The organism is Acinetobacter calcoaceticus DSM 30006 = CIP 81.8 (genome assembly GCF_000368965.1).
Taxonomy (GTDB): domain Bacteria; phylum Pseudomonadota; class Gammaproteobacteria; order Pseudomonadales; family Moraxellaceae; genus Acinetobacter; species Acinetobacter calcoaceticus.
On the sequence record NZ_KB849778.1, the window covers coordinates 301,438 to 321,943 of the forward strand.

The following is a 20,506-nucleotide window of genomic DNA, read 5'->3' on the forward strand; positions in this document are numbered from 1 at the left end:
TCTTTTTTTAATTTTTAGATTTTTCTATCTTCAATATTTAATGCACTAATTGCCAGTACCGCCTGTGTCCGGTTTTGCACACCCAATTTTCTAAAAATAGCTGTTACATGGGCTTTAATCGTTGCTTCTGAAACATCGAGCTCGTTGGCAATCTGTTTATTTAATAAGCCTTCTGCAACCATCATCAAAACACGGAACTGCTGAGGTGTTAATGACTGAATACGTTCTGCCAATGCAGTTTCATCTGCCGCTCGAGGGTCAAGATTAAGATTAGATGGCAAGTTAGGTGGTAACCAGATATCACCTTCTAAGACTTGACGAATCGCTTCACCAATATGACTTGGATGCGCAGATTTAGGGATATAACCCATCGCACCATGTGCAATCGCACGCTGAATTATTGAAGTTTCTTCATGTGCAGAAACCACAATAATTGGAATAGCTGGATACTGTGCTCGCACATAAACCAAAGCAGAAAAGCCTGAAGCACCCGGTAAATTTAAATCGAGCAATACCAGATCAGGTTCTGCCCCATTTTCCAAACGCTCATAAAACTCATCAACCGAAGCTGTTTCATGAATTTGTGCCTGTGGCAGGCTATAACGTACTGCTTGAATTAAAGCATGACGAAACAAAGGATGATCATCAACGATTAAAATATTCATAAGCGATTAAAGTAATCTTGAGCATAATTATGGCCTATTGTAACCCTACTATTTAGATGAAAGATACGTTCATCTTATCCATTTTTATGCAAAATGTTGATAAATGCAGAACTTAGCAAAAATTTTCAGATGTTTTTTAACTTTTAATCAAAATTAATCTGTTTTTTATATAAGCTTCCTTTTTATTATAAAAAATATATCACCAATAATTATATAAAATAAAAACAACAACTTAGTAAAAATACAAAGTATAAAAATCCACTATTTATCTTTTATATTTAAAACAGATAAGGTTGACCAATTTCGTTATTTTACAGTTTACCGTCGTTGTTGATTAATAGGTCCAATCACCTTTTTTAGGCTTAGGAACCAAATTATGACTGGTATCACATCACCAAAACCTTTGAATATTGTTGCTGTTTCTGGTGGCTTAAATACCCCATCTAAAACGGAAAGTCTGGTTCAAGCCATTCTTGATGAATTATCTGAAGCAATCGATATTAAAGTTCACTTTATTAAATTAAGCGAAATTGGGCCTTTATTAGGCGGTGCATTTTATCGCAACCAACTTCCACAACGCGTACAAGATGATCTTGCAGCGGTTGAAGCAGCAGATGCTTTAATTGTAGGTACACCTGTTTACCGTGCTTCTTTCACAGGTTTGTTTAAACATTTCTTCGATTTTGTTGAGCAAACAGCCTTGGTCGATGTGCCTGTACTTTTAGCAGCATCAGGCGGTAGCGATCGACATGCGCTTGTACTAGAGCATCAGCTTCGTCCATTGTTTAGCTTCTTCCAAGCACAAACTTTACCAATTGGCGTATATGCGACAGATCGCGACTTTACTCCTGAATACACGGTTAAAAGTGAGCAATTAGCAGATCGTATTACGCTAGCAGTAGCTCGCGCATTACCAATTTTAGAATGGGCACCAGCCAAAGGTAAGCGTGCTGAAGTCATCAAATCTAAATCTCAGCAAGCGAACCAAGAGCTTGGGATTAATAAACAGATTGAGCAAGAAGAAGTCTTACCTTCAGCAGCCGTTCCAGATCTTGATGCAGCGGAATCTCGCTTACATCATAAGTCTGGCAAATCATTAACGCATGTTGCCTAACCGCAATATGTCTAAATAAAAATAACGAATTTGGGAGAGCGCACCATGACGCAATTACAACAACCGATTAAATTTGCTTATTGGGTACCAAATGTAAGCGGTGGCCTTGTAGTAAGTAACGTCGAGCAGCGCACAGACTGGAGTTACGACTACAATGTTCGACTTGCACAGGCTGCCGAAAAAAATGGTTTTGAATATGCGCTCACTCAAATTCGTTTTACGGCGGGCTATGGGGCAGAAAATCAGCATGAATCAGTCAGTTTCAGTCATGCATTATTAGCAAAAACTGAAAAACTTAAGGTCATTGCTGCTATTCTGCCCGGCCCTTGGAAACCGGCACTCGCAGCTAAGCAACTTGCAACAATCGACTATCTAACCGAAGGCCGTATTGCCATTAATGTGGTCAGCGGCTGGTTTAGAGGAGAGTTTGATGCGATTGGTGAAGAATGGCCAGAGCATGACCAGCGCTACGTCCGCTCTGAAGAATTCATTCGCACTCTAAAAGGAATCTGGACTACTGATAACTATAGTTTCGATGGTAAATACTATCAGTTCCAAAACTACACACTTAAACCGAAGCCTTTACAAAAGCCTTATATTGAAGTGTTTCAGGGTGGTAGCTCCCGCGCTGCACGTGACATGGCTTCTCGTGTATCTGACTGGTATTTCACCAATGGTAATACGGTAGAAGAGATTCAAAAACAAGTCGAAGACATTCGTACTAAAGCAAAAGCCAATAACCATCATGTCAAAATTGGTGTGAACGCCTTCATTATTGCCAGAGATACCGAAGAAGAAGCAAAAGCGGTACTTCAAGAAATTATTGATAAAGCCAACACTGAAGCGGTAAATGCATTTGGCGATGCAACACGTGAAGCAGGTGCAGCCTCACCAGAGCAACAAGGTAACTGGGCGAAATCAAGTTTTGAAGATCTAGTGCAATATAACGATGGTTTTAAAACCAATTTAATTGGTACACCCCAACAAATTGCAGAGCGTATTGTGGCACTTAAAGATGTAGGTGTTGATTTGATTCTTTCTGGCTTCTTACATTTCATTGAAGAGGTAGAATATTTTGGGGAAAAAGTTCTACCGCTCGTACGTCAATTAGAACTTCAACAAGAAAAGGAGATAGAAATTCAAGCCAAATCAGCCTAAAAAACTTCAGTTAAAGCAGCGCAAGACAATAAAAACAATAAATTAAAAATAAAGACTTATTGGCTCCAAGACTCGGCTTGGAGCCTTTATTTTTTTAAGATTTCTCAACTTCTCGAATCACTGTTTCAACCGAATAGCGACACCACTTTGAAAGTTTCTCAATAAATTCATTTAATGCTGAGGGTTCGAAATGGCTGACGATCATATAACACGCGTTTCCCATGACTTTAAAGCATTCATCTATTTGTTCATATTGCTTGACTAAATTTTCAATTTCTTCAAATGCGCGTTGTTCATTTAAATGCAAATGAATAAATTGTTTATGTGAATACTGCACGGCAATTGTGTAATTTTTAATGATACCAGCATCCATTAACTGAGCAATTCGAGCGCCCACCGCCTGCCCTGTTCGATGCACACGTTGCCCAATTTCTTTATTTGTTAAACGGGAATCTTGCTTCAGTAATGCAATAATTTTTAGATCAATCGGGTCTAATTCAATATTCATTTTTCATGGCGAAAGAAAACTGGCGGTAATGCTTTCATCTGACTATAGCCGATTTTACTGGCTGAGAATAATCTTGTTTTATCTCATATCAACAAGAGTGATCTCATGAAACAAGCACTATTAATTATCGATGTACAAAATGATTATTTTAAAAATGGCAAAATGGAATTGGTTGGGCCAGATCAAGCACTAGAAAAAATAAAACAGCTTGAACAATATTTCAGTGAGAAAAACCTTCCAATTATTTATGTACAACATATTAACCCACCACAGGCGAGCTTCTTTCAAGAAAATACCGACGGTGTTTTACTTCACCCTGAACTCAACGCTCAAAACGACGCATTAATTGTGATAAAGCATTATCCAAATAGTTTTTTAGAAACCAATTTAGATGAACTTTTAAAAGCACATCAAATTGAGCAACTCGTGATTACAGGCATGATGACGCATATGTGTATTGACTCAGGGACACGTACCGCTAAGGAGTTAGGCTATCAACCAATCTTAATTGCAGATGCCACCGCAACACGTGATTTAAGCCATGACGGAAAAACTGTAAAAGCTGAAGACGTGCAAACTGCTTTTTTAACTGCGCTTAGTACGTTTGCGAATGTACAGAATACTGCCGATTTTCTAGCAAAATCTTAAATAAGGTTCAATAAAAAAGCCCCATTTGGGGCTTTTTTAAAAATTAGTTTTGCTTATCAGGATAGACCGTTACGATTAACTGATCTACCACAGCAGGTTCAGCCAAGGTTGAGGTATCACCTAAACTATCTAACTCATTTGCCGCGATTTTTCTTAAAATACGGCGCATGATTTTACCAGAACGCGTTTTAGGTAATGCTGGTGCCCAGTGTAGTGCATCAGGAGATGCTACTGGTCCAAGTACTTTACGTACCCAGTTAATTAACTCTTTACGCAGCTCTTCCGACTCTGGAACACCCGCTTGTAAGGTCACAAAAGTACAAATACCCTGCCCTTTAATATCATGTGGCATTCCCACCACCGCAGCTTCTGCTACTGATTCATGCGACACCAAAGCACTTTCAATTTCAGCCGTACCCAGACGGTGACCTGAAACGTTTAAAACATCATCTACTCGGCCTGTAATCCAGTAATAGCCATCTTCATCACGGCGAGCACCATCACCTGTAAAGTAGTTATTTTTAAAGGTCGAGAAATAAGCCTCAATAAAGCGGTCAGGGTCACCCCAAATGGTACGCATCTGGCCCGGCCATGAATCTTTAATGACTAGATTGCCTTCTGCTATACCTTCTAGCTCATTACCTTCACCATCTACAATGGCAGGTTGAATACCAAATAACGGACGTGTTGCGGAACCCGGTTTTAAAGCTGTTGCTCCTGGCAATGGCGCAATTAAAATACCGCCAGTTTCAGTTTGCCACCATGTATCAACAATTGGGCAACGGCCTTCACCAACTACATTGTAGTACCAGTTCCAAGCCTCAGGGTTAATGGGTTCACCAACCGAACCGAGTAAACGCAAGCTACTACGGTTACTTTCGCGCACATAAGTATCGCCCTCACGCATCATGGCGCGAATTGCGGTTGGAGCTGTATATAAAATAGAGACTTTGTGCTTATCGACCACATGACCAAGACGTGCCCATGTTGGATATTGAGGCACACCTTCAAACATTAAGGTTGTGGTGCCATTTGCGAGTGGTCCATAGATCAAATAACTATGTCCTGTAATCCAGCCCACATCAGCCGTACACCAGTACACATCATCTTGTTTTAAATCAAAAACTTCTTTAAAGGTACTTGTAACATAGACTAAATAACCACCTGTAGTATGCAAAACGCCTTTAGGTTTACCTGTCGAACCTGAAGTATAAAGAATAAATAATGGGTCTTCTGCCTTCATAGGCTCTGGAGGACAGTTTGCATCAACCTCCATAATAATAAGGTGATACCACAAATCACGACCCGGCTTCATTTCAATCGGGTTCGCATTACGGTAAACCACAACTACATTTTCAACACACTCTGTACCCGGCAACTCTAGAGCCAAATCGACATTTTCTTTGAGTGGTAATAACTTGCCCGCACGTAGACTTGAGTCTGCCGTAATGACAAGTTTAGCTTGGCTATCTTCAATACGACTTGCTAAAGAGTCTGGTGAGAAACCGCCAAATACCACACAGTGAACCGCACCAATACGAGCACACGCTAACATGGCAATTGCAGCTTCAGTGACCATTGGCATATAGAGCACAACGCGGTCACCTTTACCAATGCCATATTTCTTTAAAACGTTGGCAAAGCGGCAGACTTCATCATGTAATTCTTTATAAGAAACAATTTTATGGCGAGAAGGATGATCACCTTCCCAAATAATTGCAGGTTTATGAGGATGTTCTTTAAGATGCCTGTCTAGGCAGTTTGCCGACACATTCAACTCACCATCAGCAAACCATTCAATTTTGAAATTGTCTTTGTCAAAACTCGTATTTTTAACTTGGGTAAATGGCTTTATCCAATCGACAATTTTAGCTTGTTCAGCCCAGAATTCATCTGGGTTCTCGATAGAGTGTTGATAACGTTTAAAGTAGTCTGCTTCAACAGTACGAGCTGTTTTTTTAAATTCCTCTGGTACTGGATAGATCTCATTCATACGCAACTTCCTTGATCTTGTGCATCCCATCTCGAGACTGTGGCTATTATTTTACTGGATCTTATTTGCATGCCTTTGCAGTATGATGACTCTTTCAAAGTCCAAACAATGCGACTTTGGTCATATATCAACCACTCACTCAAGCATACGAAATTGTGAACATTTTTATAAAATTAAGTTGATTTAAAACATTTGTCTATAGCTTTTACTTTTATAATTTTTTCAAGATTTGATGGTTTTGATCATCAACAAAGATTATTTTGTCTCTCATACGCAACACAGGAATAAAATAATATGTTTGCCCAAACAACCTCCTCACGCCCACCACAGCTCCCGTTTAAAGATAGCCCTTTTTCAGTTCATGGGCGCTTTAATCGTATGAGCTATTTAGGTGGATATGGACTCATCTATTTGCTTACCATAGTAGGCTACTTTATTTTGGCCTCGTTTCTTGGAAGTTTTCAGCTATCCAGCGATCTATTTAATTTTGAATTTTATAGCTCTCTTTCAGGCATTAGCGCTTTAGTCATCTGGGCTTTTTGGCTATTTCTGATCTATCTCAATATTGTTCTCGTTGTTCGACGTCTGCATGATTTAAATAAGAGTGGCTGGATGGGGTTACTGTTATTAATTCCTGTTGTTCAGTTCTTTTTTATGATTTATTTACTGCTTGCCTCAGGTACAGCAGGTACCAATCAATATGGTCCTGTTCGACCTTCAACGTTTATAGAAAAGCTCATGGCTTGGCTTATTTTAGTGGCTATTTTAATTAGCCTCATTTCAACAGCAGGAATTTTTTATTATTTCTCAGGAACCGATACCCTAGAGACACCGACACAAATCTTACAAAAAGGAACGGAATACTTTTAATTAAAAAACACTTTATTATTCAGATGAACTCATTATAGTAGGCGCACATTTTATCTCCTACTATGATGAAAGCCGAAAATTGCTTTCATAATTTTTTTTAATTGAGACTTGTCGTGGCTGATGAACAAAAATCCTTAACGGATGTCGCAAAAAATACAGGCGAACTTTTGCAAGAGGCGGGTACTAAAACCACTCAAACGGTTTTAGCACATACTGAAAAGTATCATGATGCCTATACCACAATCGATAAAATTGTGGATAGCTTCTGGGAACGTGTGCCTTATATTTGTATTGCGATTATCGTCTTTATTATTTTTTGGCTTCTCACCAAATTATTTAAGTTCTTTGTTCGTAAAACATTAGAAAACCGCTCTTACACGCGTCAAAACCTCGTTTTGGTCTTAAACCGTGTAGGTAGTACAGCGATTCTATTCTTTGGTTTCTTAATTGCTTTGGTTATCTCGATTCCTGGGTTTACACCAGGCCAATTAATGAGTGCTCTAGGGATTGGTTCCGTCGCAATTGGTTTTGCATTTAAAGATATCTTTCAGAACTTACTCTCAGGTATTTTAATTTTACTCAGCGAACCTTTCCGTATTGGCGATGACATTATTGTCAACAACATGGAAGGAACCGTAGAAGATATTCAAATCCGTGCGACCTTTTTACGTTCACCCGATGGCCGTCGTATTGTTATTCCTAACGCGACTGTTTACACCAGTGCAGTAACTGTAAATACTGCATATCAACGTCGCCGCTGTGAATTTGTAGTCGGAATTGGCTATGAGGATGATGTCCAAAAGGCAAAAGCTGTCATTCTTAAATTACTCGACAACAGCCGTAATGTGCTGAGCCAACCTGCATTTTCGGTCAACGTAACGGCCCTTGCAGATTTCTCTGTCAATCTAACAGTTCGTTGGTGGGTAGACACAACGGAAACAACCACCTCTGCTTCGATTAGTGAAATTCAGGAAAGAGTTGTAGATGCGTTTGATGAAAATAACATCTCAATTCCATATCCAGTACAAGAAGTAAAAGTGTATCGTGGTGATCAACCAACTGAAGAAACTGTTAAGCCAAATGCTTAAGCTGCGAATAAGCGTCCTAAAATATAAGAAATAGACGTTTCAGTTCTTAAAATACGGTTGCCTAAGCTCACTGCTTGGCAGCCGTTTTTTGTGAGCAAATCAACCTCATAAGGGATAAAACCACCTTCGGGTCCGACCACAACACTACAGGCGTGATCAATATTAATTGGCATAGTTTGCTCTGCATATGGATGGGCCACATAGGCAGGGCACTCTTCTGAAATAAATGTAGGCAAGATATCTTCAACAAAAGGCTTAAAGCGTTTATATATTTGAATTTCAGGAACAATTGTGTCCCCTGCTTGCTCAAGTCCCAAAGTAACGTAGTTGTCGATTTGCTGTAAAAAGGGAGTCTGCCAGTAACTTTTATCGACCCGATAACTATGAATCAGACTAATTTTTTCAACACCTAAAGTCACACTATCCATAATTAAACGGCGTAAAACTTTAGGTCTGGGTAATGCCACAATTAAATGAACCGGAATTTTTGCAGGTACAGTTTCTTCACTGATAGGTCGGAGACAGACTTCTTGCTCGTTAATCGAAACAATTTCCGTGATATATCGTGCGCCGTTACGAATACCAATTTTTAGATTTTGGCCAACTGTAATATCAAGATGTTCACGTAAATGCTGTAATTGGCGCTTTGAATGAATCGACCATATTTCTGACTGAGCATCTTTTGGTTCTAATAAAACGATATTCATGGTTTATCGGCCAAATACCGGTTAATTACTCCAATATGTTTTTGCAATGAGCCTTGATTACGTTGTAAGACTTTATGCGCTTGCTCTACCACTTGTTGAGTCTGATCAGGTTCAGCTAAACAAGCCATCCAGATTGCCACAACCTGCTCTGCATTTTGAGCAATCAATACACCATTTTCATCAATGAACTCATCAACAATAGTTTGGAAGTTAAAATAACGAGGTCCAATTACTGTTGGAACATTTAAAACCATAGGCTCTAAAATATTGTGCCCACCACCAGGCTCATTTAAAGAGCCGCCCACAAAACACACCTGACTTAAGGTGTACCATAACCAAAGTTCACCCATACTATCAGCTAGATAAACCTGTGTACTGGTATGAATACTTTGGTTCAAACTTCTACGATGAGTAATTAAATCTAAGTTTTGGCAAATTTCAAATACTTCATCAAAACGTTCAGGATGTCGAGGTACAACAATACAAACTAAATCTGGATCTGACTTTAAATAAGGCTGAAGTGCCTGCAAAATTTGTTGTTCTTCTGGTGCATGTGTACTGGCAATTGTCAGGACTTTCCGTTGCCCCAAATACCATAGCTGGTGTAGCTTTGCAGCCTGATTTACAAATGCTTCAGGGGCGTGAATATCAAATTTAATATTTCCAACCACCTGACTTTTTTGTTGATCTAAGCCAAGTTCTACATAACGTTGTCGAGTCGCATTATCTTGTGCCAACACCCAGTCAATTTTTTTCAGCATTCCTGCTGTTAGACCTGTAACTCGCCCATAACCCTTCGCTGATTTTTCTGATAACCGCGCATTTAATAATAAACATGGAACATGCTGCTGTTTGGCCTGATCAATTAAATTTGGCCAAAGCTCAGTCTCAACCAATGCTAAAAGTTTTGGCTGATACAACTCAAAAAATTGTTTTAAAAGATGCTTCTGGTCAACAGGCAAATAAACTGCTTGAAACAAGTCTAAATAAGGGGCTTTTAAAAATAACGATTTGGCACGTGCCTGCCCCGTCTTAGTCGTATTGGTCACTAAAACAGGTTGTCCGAGTTTAAGATAATGCTCGATTAAAGGCTGCGCGGCGTTAGTTTCTCCAACCGAGACAGCATGGAACCAGATTGCTCTCACATTCTTCGGAGATTCAAACGGCCCAAATCTTTCAAGACATTCCTGATTATATAACTCCTGGCTTTCTGCACGTTTTTTTATCCGCCAGCGGTAAAAGGGTTTTAATAAATGAAGTGCGGTGTTGTACCAAAAAGGGGTCGCCAAGCGGTTTGCCTCAAATAGTCAAAATTTAAAAACTGGGGAAAATATAACATAGATAGAAAAAATGGCAGAGTTTCGATACCTAAACTCTACCATTACAAGAAAAGCGATTTACTGAGTTCATAAATAAACTACGTCAGTAAACAGTCATTTCAAAAAATTTACGAAGCTTCTAGCGCTGGATAGTCTGTATAACCTTCAGCACCTTTAGCATATAAAGTCGTTGGTTGAAGTTCATTTAAAGGCAAGTCCTGCTCTAAACGCTGTAAAAGATCTGGGTTGGCAATATATGCTTTACCAAAAGATACTGCGTCAGCTTCACCATCACGCAAAATACGTTTTGCAGACTCTGGTGTTAGATTTTCATTAGCAATCCATACACCATTAAATTTTTCACGAAGTTTTGGACTAATGCTGTCGGCAGCTTCATATTCACGAGAGAAAATGAAAGAAACATTACGTTGATTCAATTGCTCAACGACATAACCAAATGTCGCTAACGGATTTTCATCACCCATATCGTGCGAATCACCACGCGGTGCAATATGAACACCAACTCGGCCAGCGCCCCACACTTCAATAAACGCATCAATCACTTCTAATAATAAACGTGCGCGGTTTTCAACTGGACCACCATACTCATCATTACGTTGGTTGGTGTTACTTTGAAGGAATTGGTCAATTAAATAACCATTTGCCGCATGTAACTCAACACCATCAAAACCAGCTGCTTTAGCCAATTCTGCTGAATGTTTATATTGAGCTACAACCTCTTTAATTTCCTCAATTGAAAGCGCGCGTGGCGTTACATATGGACGTTTAGGACGTAATAAACTCACTTCACCCGCAGGTTGAATCGCACTCGGTGCAACAGGAGTATCACCATCTAAAAGCTCAGGATGCGAAATACGCCCTACATGCCATAATTGGGCTACAATTTTTGAACCTTGAGCATGAACTGCCTCAATAATTTTATTCCAAGCCTGTGCCTGCTCTTGTGACCATAATCCTGGAGTTTCTGCATAACCCACAGTTTTTGAACCAATCACTGTTGCTTCAGTCAAAATAAGACCAGCATTTGCACGCTGTTGATAATATTCAACCATCAAATCATTCGGTACTCGGCTTTCACCACTACGCGCACGCGTTAATGGAGCCATTACCAATCGATTTTTAATTTCAAAATCACCAACCGTTAAAGGAGTATTGAGTTCAGCCATAGTCGCCTCGACTTACACTTTAATATCGTTAAAGTGTTTGTTTTAAATGTTCGATATATTGCTGAATCAAAGCTTCGTTACGTGAAAAATAAGACCATTGACCATATTTTTGGACCTGAATTAGGCCCGCCTGTTGTAAAACAGACAAATGATTAGACATTGTAGACTGTGCTACTTTACCCAATCGTTCAATATGACCTGCACAAACACCCTTCTCAAAACTACCACCACATTCTTCCACCGGTAAATAATGCGCAGGTTCTTTCAACCATTGTAAAATTTGCCGACGTAGCGGATTGGAAAGGGCTTTGCTAATTGCATCAATATCCATAGGCTCAACACGTCTTTTAAACGAACAAAGCTTTATTCAGCATTTCGAAACCATCATATCGCATTTTTGCGATATTCATATCTATTTTTTCCGATATTCATATCGCATTTTTTCGATTAACATTCGAAGGCTGAACTGCTTTGCCGTTTTAATCGCTAAAAATCCAAGAGTTCTACATATTCATAGATGAACTGTATTTGAACTAAAAGTTCAGCAGACTCTTATAAACCTTGTTTTAAGCTCGCCTCAATAAAGCGATCAAGGTCACCATCAAGAACAGCACCCGTATTAGAGTTTTCAACGCCCGTACGTAAGTCTTTAATACGCGAATCATCTAATACATACGAACGAATCTGGCTTCCCCAACCAATATCAGACTTCGAGTCTTCCAAGGCTTGAGCCGCTTCATTACGCTTTTGCATTTCCAACTCATACAGTTTCGCACGTAACTGTTTCCATGCATGGTCACGGTTAGCATGTTGTGAACGTTGGTTCTGACACGCCACCACAATACCTGTTGGAGTGTGAGTCAAACGAACTGCCGAATCGGTTTTGTTAATATGCTGACCACCAGCACCCGATGCACGGTAAGTATCTGTACGAACATCAGAAGGGTTAATATCAATTTCAATATTGTCATCAACTTCTGGGGAAATAAATACCGCAGAGAATGACGTATGACGGCGGTTACCACTGTCAAATGGTGATTTACGAACTAAACGGTGTACACCTGATTCGGTACGTAACCAGCCATAGGCATATTCACCTTCAACACGAATCGTTGCAGACTTAATGCCCGCCACATCGCCATCAGATACTTCCATGAGTTCAGCTTTGAAGCCATGACGTTCGATCCAGCGCATATACATACGTAATAGCATAGATGCCCAGTCTTGTGCTTCAGTACCACCCGAACCTGATTGAATCTCGACATAGCAAGGATTCGGGTCCATCGGGTTGCTAAACATACGACGGAATTCAAGTTTAGCCAGTTCATCTTCGGCAGCGCCAAGCTCAGACTGAACATCTTCAAGTAGGCTTTCATCATCGGCTTCTACGGCCAAATCTAGCATTGCTTTTGCATCTTCAAGCTGTGTTGACAAGCCATCCAATACATTAATAACGTTTTCTAGTTCGCCCTTTTCTTTCGCCATTGCCTGAGCACGGTTTTGATCATTCCAAATTGCAGGGTCTTCTAACTCACGTAAAACTTCTTCTAAACGTTCCTTTTTCAGATCGTAGTCAAAGATACCCCCGTAGTGTTTGGCTACGATCAGTTAAGTCTTTCAATTGGTTTAGATAAGGATTAATTTCCACGCGAGTGTTCCCATAAAAGCAGATAAACAGTCGATTATTTTAGCATAGCTTGTCATTCTCAAACAAAAGGACTAAAACTTATTGTTTTTTATTATTTTAATCGTGATAAATAAATATAATAATATTGATTAATGTTATAAAAACATATTAAAATTAATAACTTAAAATCTTAATAACTTTATAACATTCATTACTAGAGTTTTTCTCATGAAAAAATCAAATATTTTATTAGCAATCCTCACCGCCGCATGTGCTTTCAATGCAAATGCCTACCAAACTGAAGTTGGTACAATGTACGAATTTACAGATATGGATGGGGGAGAAAATAATAGCTTCGGTATTAACGGCAAATATTATTTTAATCCAGTAGAAGCAAAAACTTTCCCTTTAGCTGAAGCTGCTTTTTTAAATAAATCTTCAAATATTGGACTAGGATATGCATATAGCAAACTAGAAGATGATGAAGATTCTGGAAAACTCGAATTTAGTTCTGTAGGCATTACAGGTGAATACTTTATTCCAAATACCCCACTCTATTTATCAGGAGCATTTAACCGTACAAAAACCGAAGTCACTGCAAATGATTTTGGTTCGGTTGATGATAGTGGTAACGGCTATGCTGTAGAGGTCGGTTTCTTACCAACCGATGGCTTATTATTGGCTGCTGGTGTAACAGATTTGTCTGAAAGTTTTGATCCAATGCAAGCAGCTAAATATGGCTTTATTACTTCGATCTCAAATTCCGCAGCCGTAACTGGTGAAGATGATGATACAGCCGTAACTCTACGTGCGAAGTATGTAACTCAAATTTCTGGTTTTTATACTAATTTTGAAGGCCAAACTTATATTGGAGATGAAACTACTTATCGTTTAGGTGCAGATCTTTATCTTGATCCAACTTTAAGTATTGGAGCATCTTTTGCAGACTCAACAGCAGAAGATTCAGATACAATTTTTAGTCTTCGCGCACAAAAATTCTTTACACCACAAGTAGCAGTAGGCTTAACTTATACGACTGTTGAGGATGCTGATTCTTTTGGTATTAATGGAACATTCCGCTTCTAATTCATAAGAATTTATTAATTAAAGATATAAACGCTTGGATAGATTTATCTAAGCGTTCTTCACTCCATTTTAAGTTTAATCTGTAATATCCACATACAAAATTGGGTACTTTTACAGCATTTTTTATGATCTACACAAAATATCCTCAATTTTAATAAAATAAAACATTCTTAATTTTTATTTAATAATCAATATATTAATTAAAACTCATTTACACAAAATGAACATGGTTACAATACGGTTACTTGAGCAAGATTGACGCATAAGCATTTTGGTCTAGACTAAAAGTTGTAACAAAACATTTATAAAATCGCTTTTTAGAGGGGAGAGATTCCATGAAAAAACTAGCAATTGCATCAGCTCTTTTATCTGCACTGGCAGTAAGTGGCGCAGCAAACGCTTACCAAGCTGAAGTTGGTGGTTCTTACAATTATCTTGATCCAGATGACGGCAGCAGTGTAAGCAAATTCGGTGTTGACGGGACTTATTACTTTAATCCTGTTCAAACTCGTAACGCTCCACTTGCTGAAGCAGCTTTCTTAAGCCGTGCAAGTAATGTTAACGCTCTTATCAACTATGGCGATAACAGTGGCACAAAAGACACTCAGTATGGCGTAGGTGTTGAATACTACGTTCCTAACTCAGATTTCTACCTTAGCGGTGATGTAGGTCGAAGTGAACGTGAAATCGACAACACCAATATTGATAGTAAAGTAACTACTTATGCAGCTGAAGTAGGTTATTTACCAGCTCCTGGTTTATTACTTGCTCTAGGTGTTAAAGGTTACGACGAAAAAGACGGTAAAGACGGCGCTGATCCAACAGTTCGTGCTAAATACGTAACTCAAGTAGGTCAACATGACGTAAACCTTGAAGCGTTTGGTGCGTTTGGTGACCTTGACGAATATAAAGTTCGTGGTGACTACTACATCGATAAAACTTTAAGTCTTGGTGTGGATTACTACAATAACGACTTAACTGATAAAGATGAATTTGGTATTAATGCTAAAAAATTCTTAAATCAACAAGTAAGTCTTGAAGGTCGTATTGGTTTCGGTGACAACGACAACACTTATGGTGTTCGTGCAGGATACCGCTTCTAATATCGCTTAAAAGCACATAAAAAAATCCGCTCTAATGAGCGGATTTTTTTTATTGGTTTAAATGCACAATACGCAATTGTAAATTTACATTGCCATTAAATGCATTACGATCCATTTCATATACTAAATGAACTTCATCTCGCATAGGATTAAATTCAAAACGACCAGCTGCATTAAATGCAATCGCATCAAAAGTATATTGATCTAGGGCTAATCTAAGCTTTAGATGTGTTTCTTTAAGCCAGCGATAATCGACGACCTTAAAGTTCCCTTCAAACTGAGGAAAAGGGAATTTTTGCCCCCATGGTCCAAGCTGCTCTATCCAGTCCAATGTGTCTAGCTGCAAAGCAGAAGCTGGTAACTCTCCATCCGTCCATAGTGTTGCTTGAAACAGAGACTCTTCCATGGCTGCAACACAGCCAGTAAAAACCGTTTTAAAAGCATCAAAGTTTTCTTTTCGAATCGTTAAGCCAGCCGCTGCTGCATGTCCACCAAAATGACTCACCAATTCTGGATGTTGTTCAGCAACTTGTTCAATCGTATCTCGAATATGCACGCCATCAATTGAACGCGCAGAGCCTTTAATATGGATACCATCTTCATCTGGTGCAAAAACAATAGTTGGGCGATGGAACTGTTCTTTTAAACGCCCTGCTACAATTCCAATCACACCTTGATGCCAACTCTCTTCAAAGAGTACAAGGGCTTGTGGAATATCTTCTTTTGAGAGTTGCAAGCTATCTAAAGCAGATAAAGCTTGTTGCTTCATCTCCCCTTCTATCTGGCGTCGCTCTATATTGAGTTGATTTAATTGCTGAGCAATTGGATAGGCAGTTTCCATATTCTCTGCAAGTAAACATTCAATCCCAATACGCATGCTTTCCATACGTCCAGCAGCATTAATACGTGGTCCTATAACAAACCCTAGATCTTGTGCACGTAATGAACTCGCCTCTCTACGAGCAATATCCAATAGCGCTAAAATTCCAACTCGGCATTGGTGTTGTTGGATTCGCTTTACACCTGCATCCACCAATATACGGTTGTTATAATCTAATACAGCAACATCGGCATAAGTTCCCAAAGCCACTAAATCTAGATATTGAGTGACTTTACTTGTACTTTTGCCTTGCTTGTTACGTAAACTTGCCAAATTCGCCAGCACATAAAATGCAACGCCAACACCTGCAAGCGCTTTACTTGGGAAATCACAACCTAACTGATTTGGGTTAACAACTGCTTGTGCTGGAGGTGTTTCTTTAGTTGTTAAATGGTGGTCGGTAATAATGACCTGCATATCCAAGGCCTGAGCAGTTTCCACACCTGCATGGCTGGAAATACCATTATCAACAGTAATTAATAGATCTGGTTGATAAGTTTGATGAGCAAGCTCTGCAATTGCAGGTGTAAGCCCATAACCGTACTTAAACCGATCGGGAACCAAATAATCGACTTGTGCCCCCATATCGCGAAGCACCAATACCATTAACGCGGTGCTGGTTGCTCCATCGGCATCATAGTCGCCGACAATAACAATCTTTTTCTGCTCATCAATGGCTTGATCCATTAATGCTACAGCGGTTTCTAGACCTTTGAGCTCTGGAGCAAGCAAATTCTTAAGCTTGAGCTCTAATTCCTGTTCAGATTGGACTCCACGTCTTGCCAAAATCTCGGCAATAAACGGCGGCACGCCCTGAAACTGTTCAGGGCGTGTCAATAAAGGTCTTTGTTTGATTTGTATTTTTGTCATTTAAGGCATCAGCCGGTGCAGCATCCATTGACCGTCGATTTTTTCATAACTCAAGCGGTCATGTAAACGATTTGGTCGCCCTTGCCAGAATTCATAATAATCTGGTTGCAGACGATAGCCTCCCCAGAACTCTGGTTTATCAAGCACTTCACGGCTTTCGACTTGCTGTTGCAAGTCTTGAAAGCGCTGCTGTAACAGCTCTCGGGTTTCAATTTTTCCACTTTGTGGAGTACTAATATGCGCTGCAATCTGGCTATCACGTGGTCGTTTACGATAGTAGTCTGTAGATTCCTGTTCAGAAATTTTCACTACATGACCACCAACTCTCACCTGACGCTCTAGACTCGGCCAGTAAAATAATAATTCAGCATATGGGTTCTCTGCCAAATCTATACCTTTCTGACTGTCATAGTTAGTATAAAAATCATAGCCAGCTTCTGTAGCACCACGCAACAAAACTGTTCGAACATGTGGTCTGCCATTGGCACCCGCTGTTGCTAACGACATGGCATAGGGTTCATGCAAATTGGCTGCTAGAGCATGGTTAAACCAACCAAGAAACTGCTGATGAGGGTTTGATTCAACCTGCCCCTCATACAACTCGCCTTGTTCATAGCTCAAGCGTAATTCACTTAAATCTTTAATGACATCACTCATGTCATGCACCTTATGCGACTTGTGCTTGTGAACGAACCGCATCTGCTAAATGCTGAGCTAAAGTATTTACTTCGTGCTCATCGTCACCTTCAACCATGACACGAATCACTGGTTCTGTTCCAGACTTACGGATCAAGATACGTCCACGGCCTTTAAGCTGTGCTTCTGCTTTATCAAATTCAGTAACCAATACTGGAATAGAATATGGATCAAGCATTTGTTCTAAACGTACATTTAAAAGAACTTGTGGGAATAGTTTAAAGTCTTGAACCAATTCATGAAGAGCCTTATTTTGCTCGACCATCACAGTTAAAACTTGAAGCGCGGCGATAATAGCATCACCAGTCGTACTCTTGTCTAAAGTGAGAATGTGACCAGAAGGTTCGCCACCTGTTACCCAACCCTTTTCTTCTAAAGCCTGTAATACATAGCGGTCACCGACTTTTGCACGAACAAAATTAACATTTGCTTTTTCAAGTGCAACTTCAAGTGCCATATTACTCATGACAGTACCAACAATACCAGCTGGCTTATTTTGCGCCTGAGTCGCCAAGATATATAGGATATGGTCACCATCAATTAAGTTACCAAACTTATCAACCATCACAACACGGTCAGCATCGCCATCAAAGGCAATTCCTAAATCTGCTTGGTGCTCAACCACTGCTTTTTGCAAGTGTTCAGGATGTGTTGAACCACAGCTTTCATTAATATTTAAGCCATCTGGTTCATTATATAAAGCAATGACTTTTGCACCTAGCTCACGGAAAACTGAAGGGCCAACGCTATATGCAGCACCATGAGCACAGTCCAACACAATCTTTAAATTATTTAAATCAAAGTGGTAAGGGAAAGTAGATTTACAAAATTCGATATAACGACCGTTTGCATCATTTACACGAACACTTTTACCTAAGTTTGCAGTGTCCTCAATGAATAAGTCTTTTTCTAATTCAAGGTTAATTTCTTCTTGTAATGAATCAGGTAATTTTTTGCCTTCACTTGAGAAGAATTTAATCCCATTATCATAATATGGATTATGTGATGCAGAAATAACAATACCTGCATGTGCATGCAAAGCACGAGTAAGGTGTGCAATTGCTGGTGTTGGTAATGGACCAAGTAGATGAACATATACGCCAGCAGCGTTTAAGCCTGCCTGTAAAGCAGATTCTAAAATATAACCAGATAAACGTGTGTCTTTTCCTAATACAACGAGCGGTTTATTTTTTGGACTCGTTCGTTTTAATACCTTCCCTGCAGCAAAACCGAGTTTTAAAGCAAACTCTGGAGTAATAGGCATTTGCCCAAATTTTCCACGAATACCATCCGTTCCAAAATAACTCATAGCTTATCTCATTCTTACGCCACTTCAGCGGTGGCTCACTTCATATATGGCAATTCCGCCATATTTCTTTTCGTTAGATTTACTTTACACCAAAAACAAAAAGCCGTCAGTGTAATGACGGCTTTCTTCATTGTTTTGGTTACCAAAATCTAACCAACACGATAGTTTGGAGCTTCTTTAGTAATCGTTACATCATGAACATGTGACTCAGACATACCTGCTGAAGTAATTTTCACAAATTTCGCATTTTGGCGAAGATCTTCAATCACTGATGAACCTGTATAACCCATCGATGAACGTAAACCACCCATCATTTGATGAACGATGTTACCCATTGGACCTTTATATGGAACACGGCCTTCAATGCCTTCTGGTACTAACTTCTCAGCACCCGCTTTTGAGTCTTGGAAATAACGGTCAGCAGAACCTGTTGCTCCCGCCATTGCACCTAATGAACCCATACCACGATATGCTTTGTAGTAACGACCTTGGAAAAACTCAACTTCGCCAGGCGCTTCTTCAGTACCAGCTAAAAGTGAACCAACCATGATTGTACTTGCACCTGCACCGATCGCTTTTGCCATATCGCCAGAGAAACGGATACCGCCATCTGCAATTAAAGGAATTTGATCTTTTAGTGCATTAGCAACGCTGTCAATCGCAGAAATTTGTGGCATACCAATACCTGCCACAATACGTGTCGTACAGATAGAACCAGGACCAATGCCGACTTTGACTGCATCTGCACCTGCATCTAATAATGCTAATGCAGCATCACCAGTTGCGATGTTTCCGCCAATTACTTGTACTTGAGGGAAGTTTTGTTTCACCCAACGTACACGTTCAATTACACCAGCTGAATGACCATGTGCTGTATCAACAACAATTACGTCAACACCAGCTTCAACCAATGCTTCTACACGACTTGGTGTATCAGCACCTGTACCTACCGCAGCACCAACACGTAAACGACCAAGGTCATCTTTACAACTGTTTGGATAACTCTCAGCTTTACGGAAGTCAGTCACTGTAATTAAGCCTTTAAGTTCGTTGCTCTCGCCAACGACCAAGACTTTTTCAATACGGTGTTTTTGCAATAATGCTTGAATATTTTCTTTAGACTCACCTTCACGTACAGTCACCAAACGATCTTGGCCTGTCATGATGTTGCTAACTGGTTGTTCTAAATTGGTTTCAAAACGCGTATCACGGCCTGTCACAATACCAACAACCTTGCCGTCTTTAACAACAGGTACACCGCTAATGTTATTAGCGGTGGTAATTGCAATCAGTTCACGTACTGTAGTTTCAGGCGTTACAGTGATAGGGTCTTTCACCATACCCGCTTCGAATTTCTTTACACGGCGTACTTCTGCAGCTTGAGCAGCAATATCCATGTTTTTGTGCAAAATCCCGATACCGCCATTTTGTGACATCGCAATCGCCATACGTGACTCAGTCACTGTATCCATTGCAGCAGAAACTAATGGGATATTTAAATGAATGCCGCGAGTTAAACGTGTCTTTAGAGAGACATCTTTTGGGAGAACAGTAGAGTAGGCAGGAAGTAATAAGACATCATCGAAGGTTAGCGCTTCTTGAACGATGGTCAGCATAACAATCTCACTGGTAAATTCCGTGAGCTATTATAAACAAATTTCAATGCAATTTTCATATT

General features: G+C 39.7%; 19 protein-coding genes. 7 read left to right on the forward strand and 12 right to left on the reverse strand.

Features of this window, described 5'->3' with window-relative positions; all coding sequences use genetic code 11:
- Positions 1 to 14: 14 nt before the first annotated feature.
- Positions 15 to 665, reverse strand: coding sequence for a response regulator (locus F936_RS01540; RefSeq protein ID WP_005044231.1), 651 nt, complete (start codon positions 663 to 665; stop codon positions 15 to 17).
- Between the two features lie 376 nt (positions 666 to 1,041).
- On the opposite strand from F936_RS01540, the gene msuE reads away from it, so the two are divergent.
- Together msuE and sfnG are read left to right on the forward strand one after the other, a co-directional pair.
- A complete protein-coding gene (msuE, locus tag F936_RS01545; RefSeq protein WP_004639934.1) occupies positions 1,042 to 1,779 on the forward strand; it encodes an FMN reductase in 738 nt (245 codons plus the stop codon).
- Positions 1,780 to 1,824: 45 nt separating this feature from the next.
- Positions 1,825 to 2,937, forward strand: a complete 1,113-nt coding sequence (sfnG, locus tag F936_RS01550; RefSeq protein ID WP_005044232.1) for a dimethylsulfone monooxygenase SfnG — start codon at positions 1,825 to 1,827, stop codon at positions 2,935 to 2,937.
- 94 nt (positions 2,938 to 3,031) lie between these two features.
- Here sfnG and F936_RS01555 read toward each other — a convergent pair whose 3' ends face one another.
- Positions 3,032 to 3,445 (reverse strand): Lrp/AsnC family transcriptional regulator, encoded by a 414-nt coding sequence (locus F936_RS01555; protein ID WP_005044234.1) that lies wholly within the window; start codon positions 3,443 to 3,445, stop codon positions 3,032 to 3,034.
- A gap of 105 nt (positions 3,446 to 3,550) precedes the next feature.
- Here F936_RS01555 and F936_RS01560 point away from each other — a divergent pair, with 105 nt between their 5' ends.
- Positions 3,551 to 4,093: a cysteine hydrolase family protein gene (locus F936_RS01560; protein WP_005044235.1), complete on the forward strand. Its 543-nt coding sequence runs from the start codon at positions 3,551 to 3,553 to the stop codon at positions 4,091 to 4,093.
- A gap of 43 nt (positions 4,094 to 4,136) precedes the next feature.
- Here the strand turns inward: F936_RS01560 and acs are convergent, their stop codons facing one another.
- Positions 4,137 to 6,086, reverse strand: a complete 1,950-nt coding sequence (gene acs, locus F936_RS01565) for an acetate--CoA ligase (protein WP_005044237.1) — start codon at positions 6,084 to 6,086, stop codon at positions 4,137 to 4,139.
- A 294-nt stretch (positions 6,087 to 6,380) separates the two neighbouring features.
- Here acs and F936_RS01570 point away from each other — a divergent pair, with 294 nt between their 5' ends.
- Positions 6,381 to 6,956, forward strand: a complete 576-nt coding sequence (locus tag F936_RS01570) for a DUF805 domain-containing protein (protein ID WP_005044240.1) — start codon at positions 6,381 to 6,383, stop codon at positions 6,954 to 6,956.
- A 113-nt stretch (positions 6,957 to 7,069) separates the two neighbouring features.
- Positions 7,070 to 8,044, forward strand: a complete 975-nt coding sequence (locus tag F936_RS01575) for a mechanosensitive ion channel family protein (RefSeq protein WP_005044242.1) — start codon at positions 7,070 to 7,072, stop codon at positions 8,042 to 8,044.
- On the opposite strand, the gene F936_RS01580 is transcribed toward F936_RS01575, so the two are convergent.
- The 5 genes from F936_RS01580 to prfB all read right to left on the reverse strand — a co-directional run bounded on the left by F936_RS01580 (position 8,041) and on the right by prfB (position 12,905).
- Entirely contained in the window at positions 8,041 to 8,751 is a 711-nt protein-coding gene (locus F936_RS01580) for a 16S rRNA (uracil(1498)-N(3))-methyltransferase (RefSeq protein ID WP_005044243.1), read from the reverse strand. The genes F936_RS01575 and F936_RS01580 overlap by 4 nt on opposite strands.
- Positions 8,748 to 10,040: a 3-deoxy-D-manno-octulosonic acid transferase gene (locus F936_RS01585; protein ID WP_005044245.1), complete on the reverse strand. Its 1,293-nt coding sequence runs from the start codon at positions 10,038 to 10,040 to the stop codon at positions 8,748 to 8,750. The genes F936_RS01580 and F936_RS01585 overlap by 4 nt, the downstream gene beginning before the upstream one ends.
- A gap of 158 nt (positions 10,041 to 10,198) precedes the next feature.
- A complete protein-coding gene (locus F936_RS01590; protein WP_005044247.1) occupies positions 10,199 to 11,257 on the reverse strand; it encodes an alkene reductase in 1,059 nt (352 codons plus the stop codon).
- A gap of 28 nt (positions 11,258 to 11,285) precedes the next feature.
- Positions 11,286 to 11,588, reverse strand: coding sequence for an ArsR/SmtB family transcription factor (locus F936_RS01595; RefSeq protein WP_002121891.1), 303 nt, complete (start codon positions 11,586 to 11,588; stop codon positions 11,286 to 11,288).
- Positions 11,589 to 11,809: 221 nt separating this feature from the next.
- Positions 11,810 to 12,905 (reverse strand): peptide chain release factor 2 gene (gene prfB / locus F936_RS01600; protein ID WP_100222881.1). Its coding sequence is split into 2 segments (ribosomal slippage): positions 11,810 to 12,832 and positions 12,834 to 12,905, totalling 1,095 coding nucleotides; the frame shifts between segments, so codons are not numbered across the junction.
- A 207-nt stretch (positions 12,906 to 13,112) separates the two neighbouring features.
- On the opposite strand from prfB, the gene F936_RS01605 reads away from it, so the two are divergent.
- Both F936_RS01605 and F936_RS01610 read left to right on the forward strand, forming a co-directional pair.
- Entirely contained in the window at positions 13,113 to 13,970 is an 858-nt protein-coding gene (locus tag F936_RS01605) for a putative porin (RefSeq protein WP_005044248.1), read from the forward strand.
- A 335-nt stretch (positions 13,971 to 14,305) separates the two neighbouring features.
- Complete coding sequence (locus F936_RS01610) at positions 14,306 to 15,073, forward strand: putative porin (protein ID WP_003654062.1); 768 nt, start codon at positions 14,306 to 14,308, stop codon at positions 15,071 to 15,073.
- A 49-nt stretch (positions 15,074 to 15,122) separates the two neighbouring features.
- Here the strand turns inward: F936_RS01610 and recJ are convergent, their stop codons facing one another.
- From recJ to guaB, 4 genes are all read right to left on the reverse strand, one after another.
- A complete protein-coding gene (gene recJ / locus F936_RS01615; protein WP_005044250.1) occupies positions 15,123 to 16,823 on the reverse strand; it encodes a single-stranded-DNA-specific exonuclease RecJ in 1,701 nt (566 codons plus the stop codon).
- Entirely contained in the window at positions 16,824 to 17,480 is a 657-nt protein-coding gene (gene pdxH, locus F936_RS01620; protein WP_005044252.1) for a pyridoxamine 5'-phosphate oxidase, read from the reverse strand.
- A gap of 10 nt (positions 17,481 to 17,490) precedes the next feature.
- The gene (gene glmM, locus F936_RS01625; RefSeq protein WP_005044255.1) at positions 17,491 to 18,828 is read right to left on the reverse strand and encodes a phosphoglucosamine mutase; all 1,338 of its coding nucleotides are present in this window, start codon (positions 18,826 to 18,828) and stop codon (positions 17,491 to 17,493) included.
- Positions 18,829 to 18,977: 149 nt separating this feature from the next.
- Entirely contained in the window at positions 18,978 to 20,444 is a 1,467-nt protein-coding gene (gene guaB / locus F936_RS01630; protein ID WP_003654069.1) for an IMP dehydrogenase, read from the reverse strand.
- Between the last annotated feature and the right edge of the window lie 62 nt (positions 20,445 to 20,506).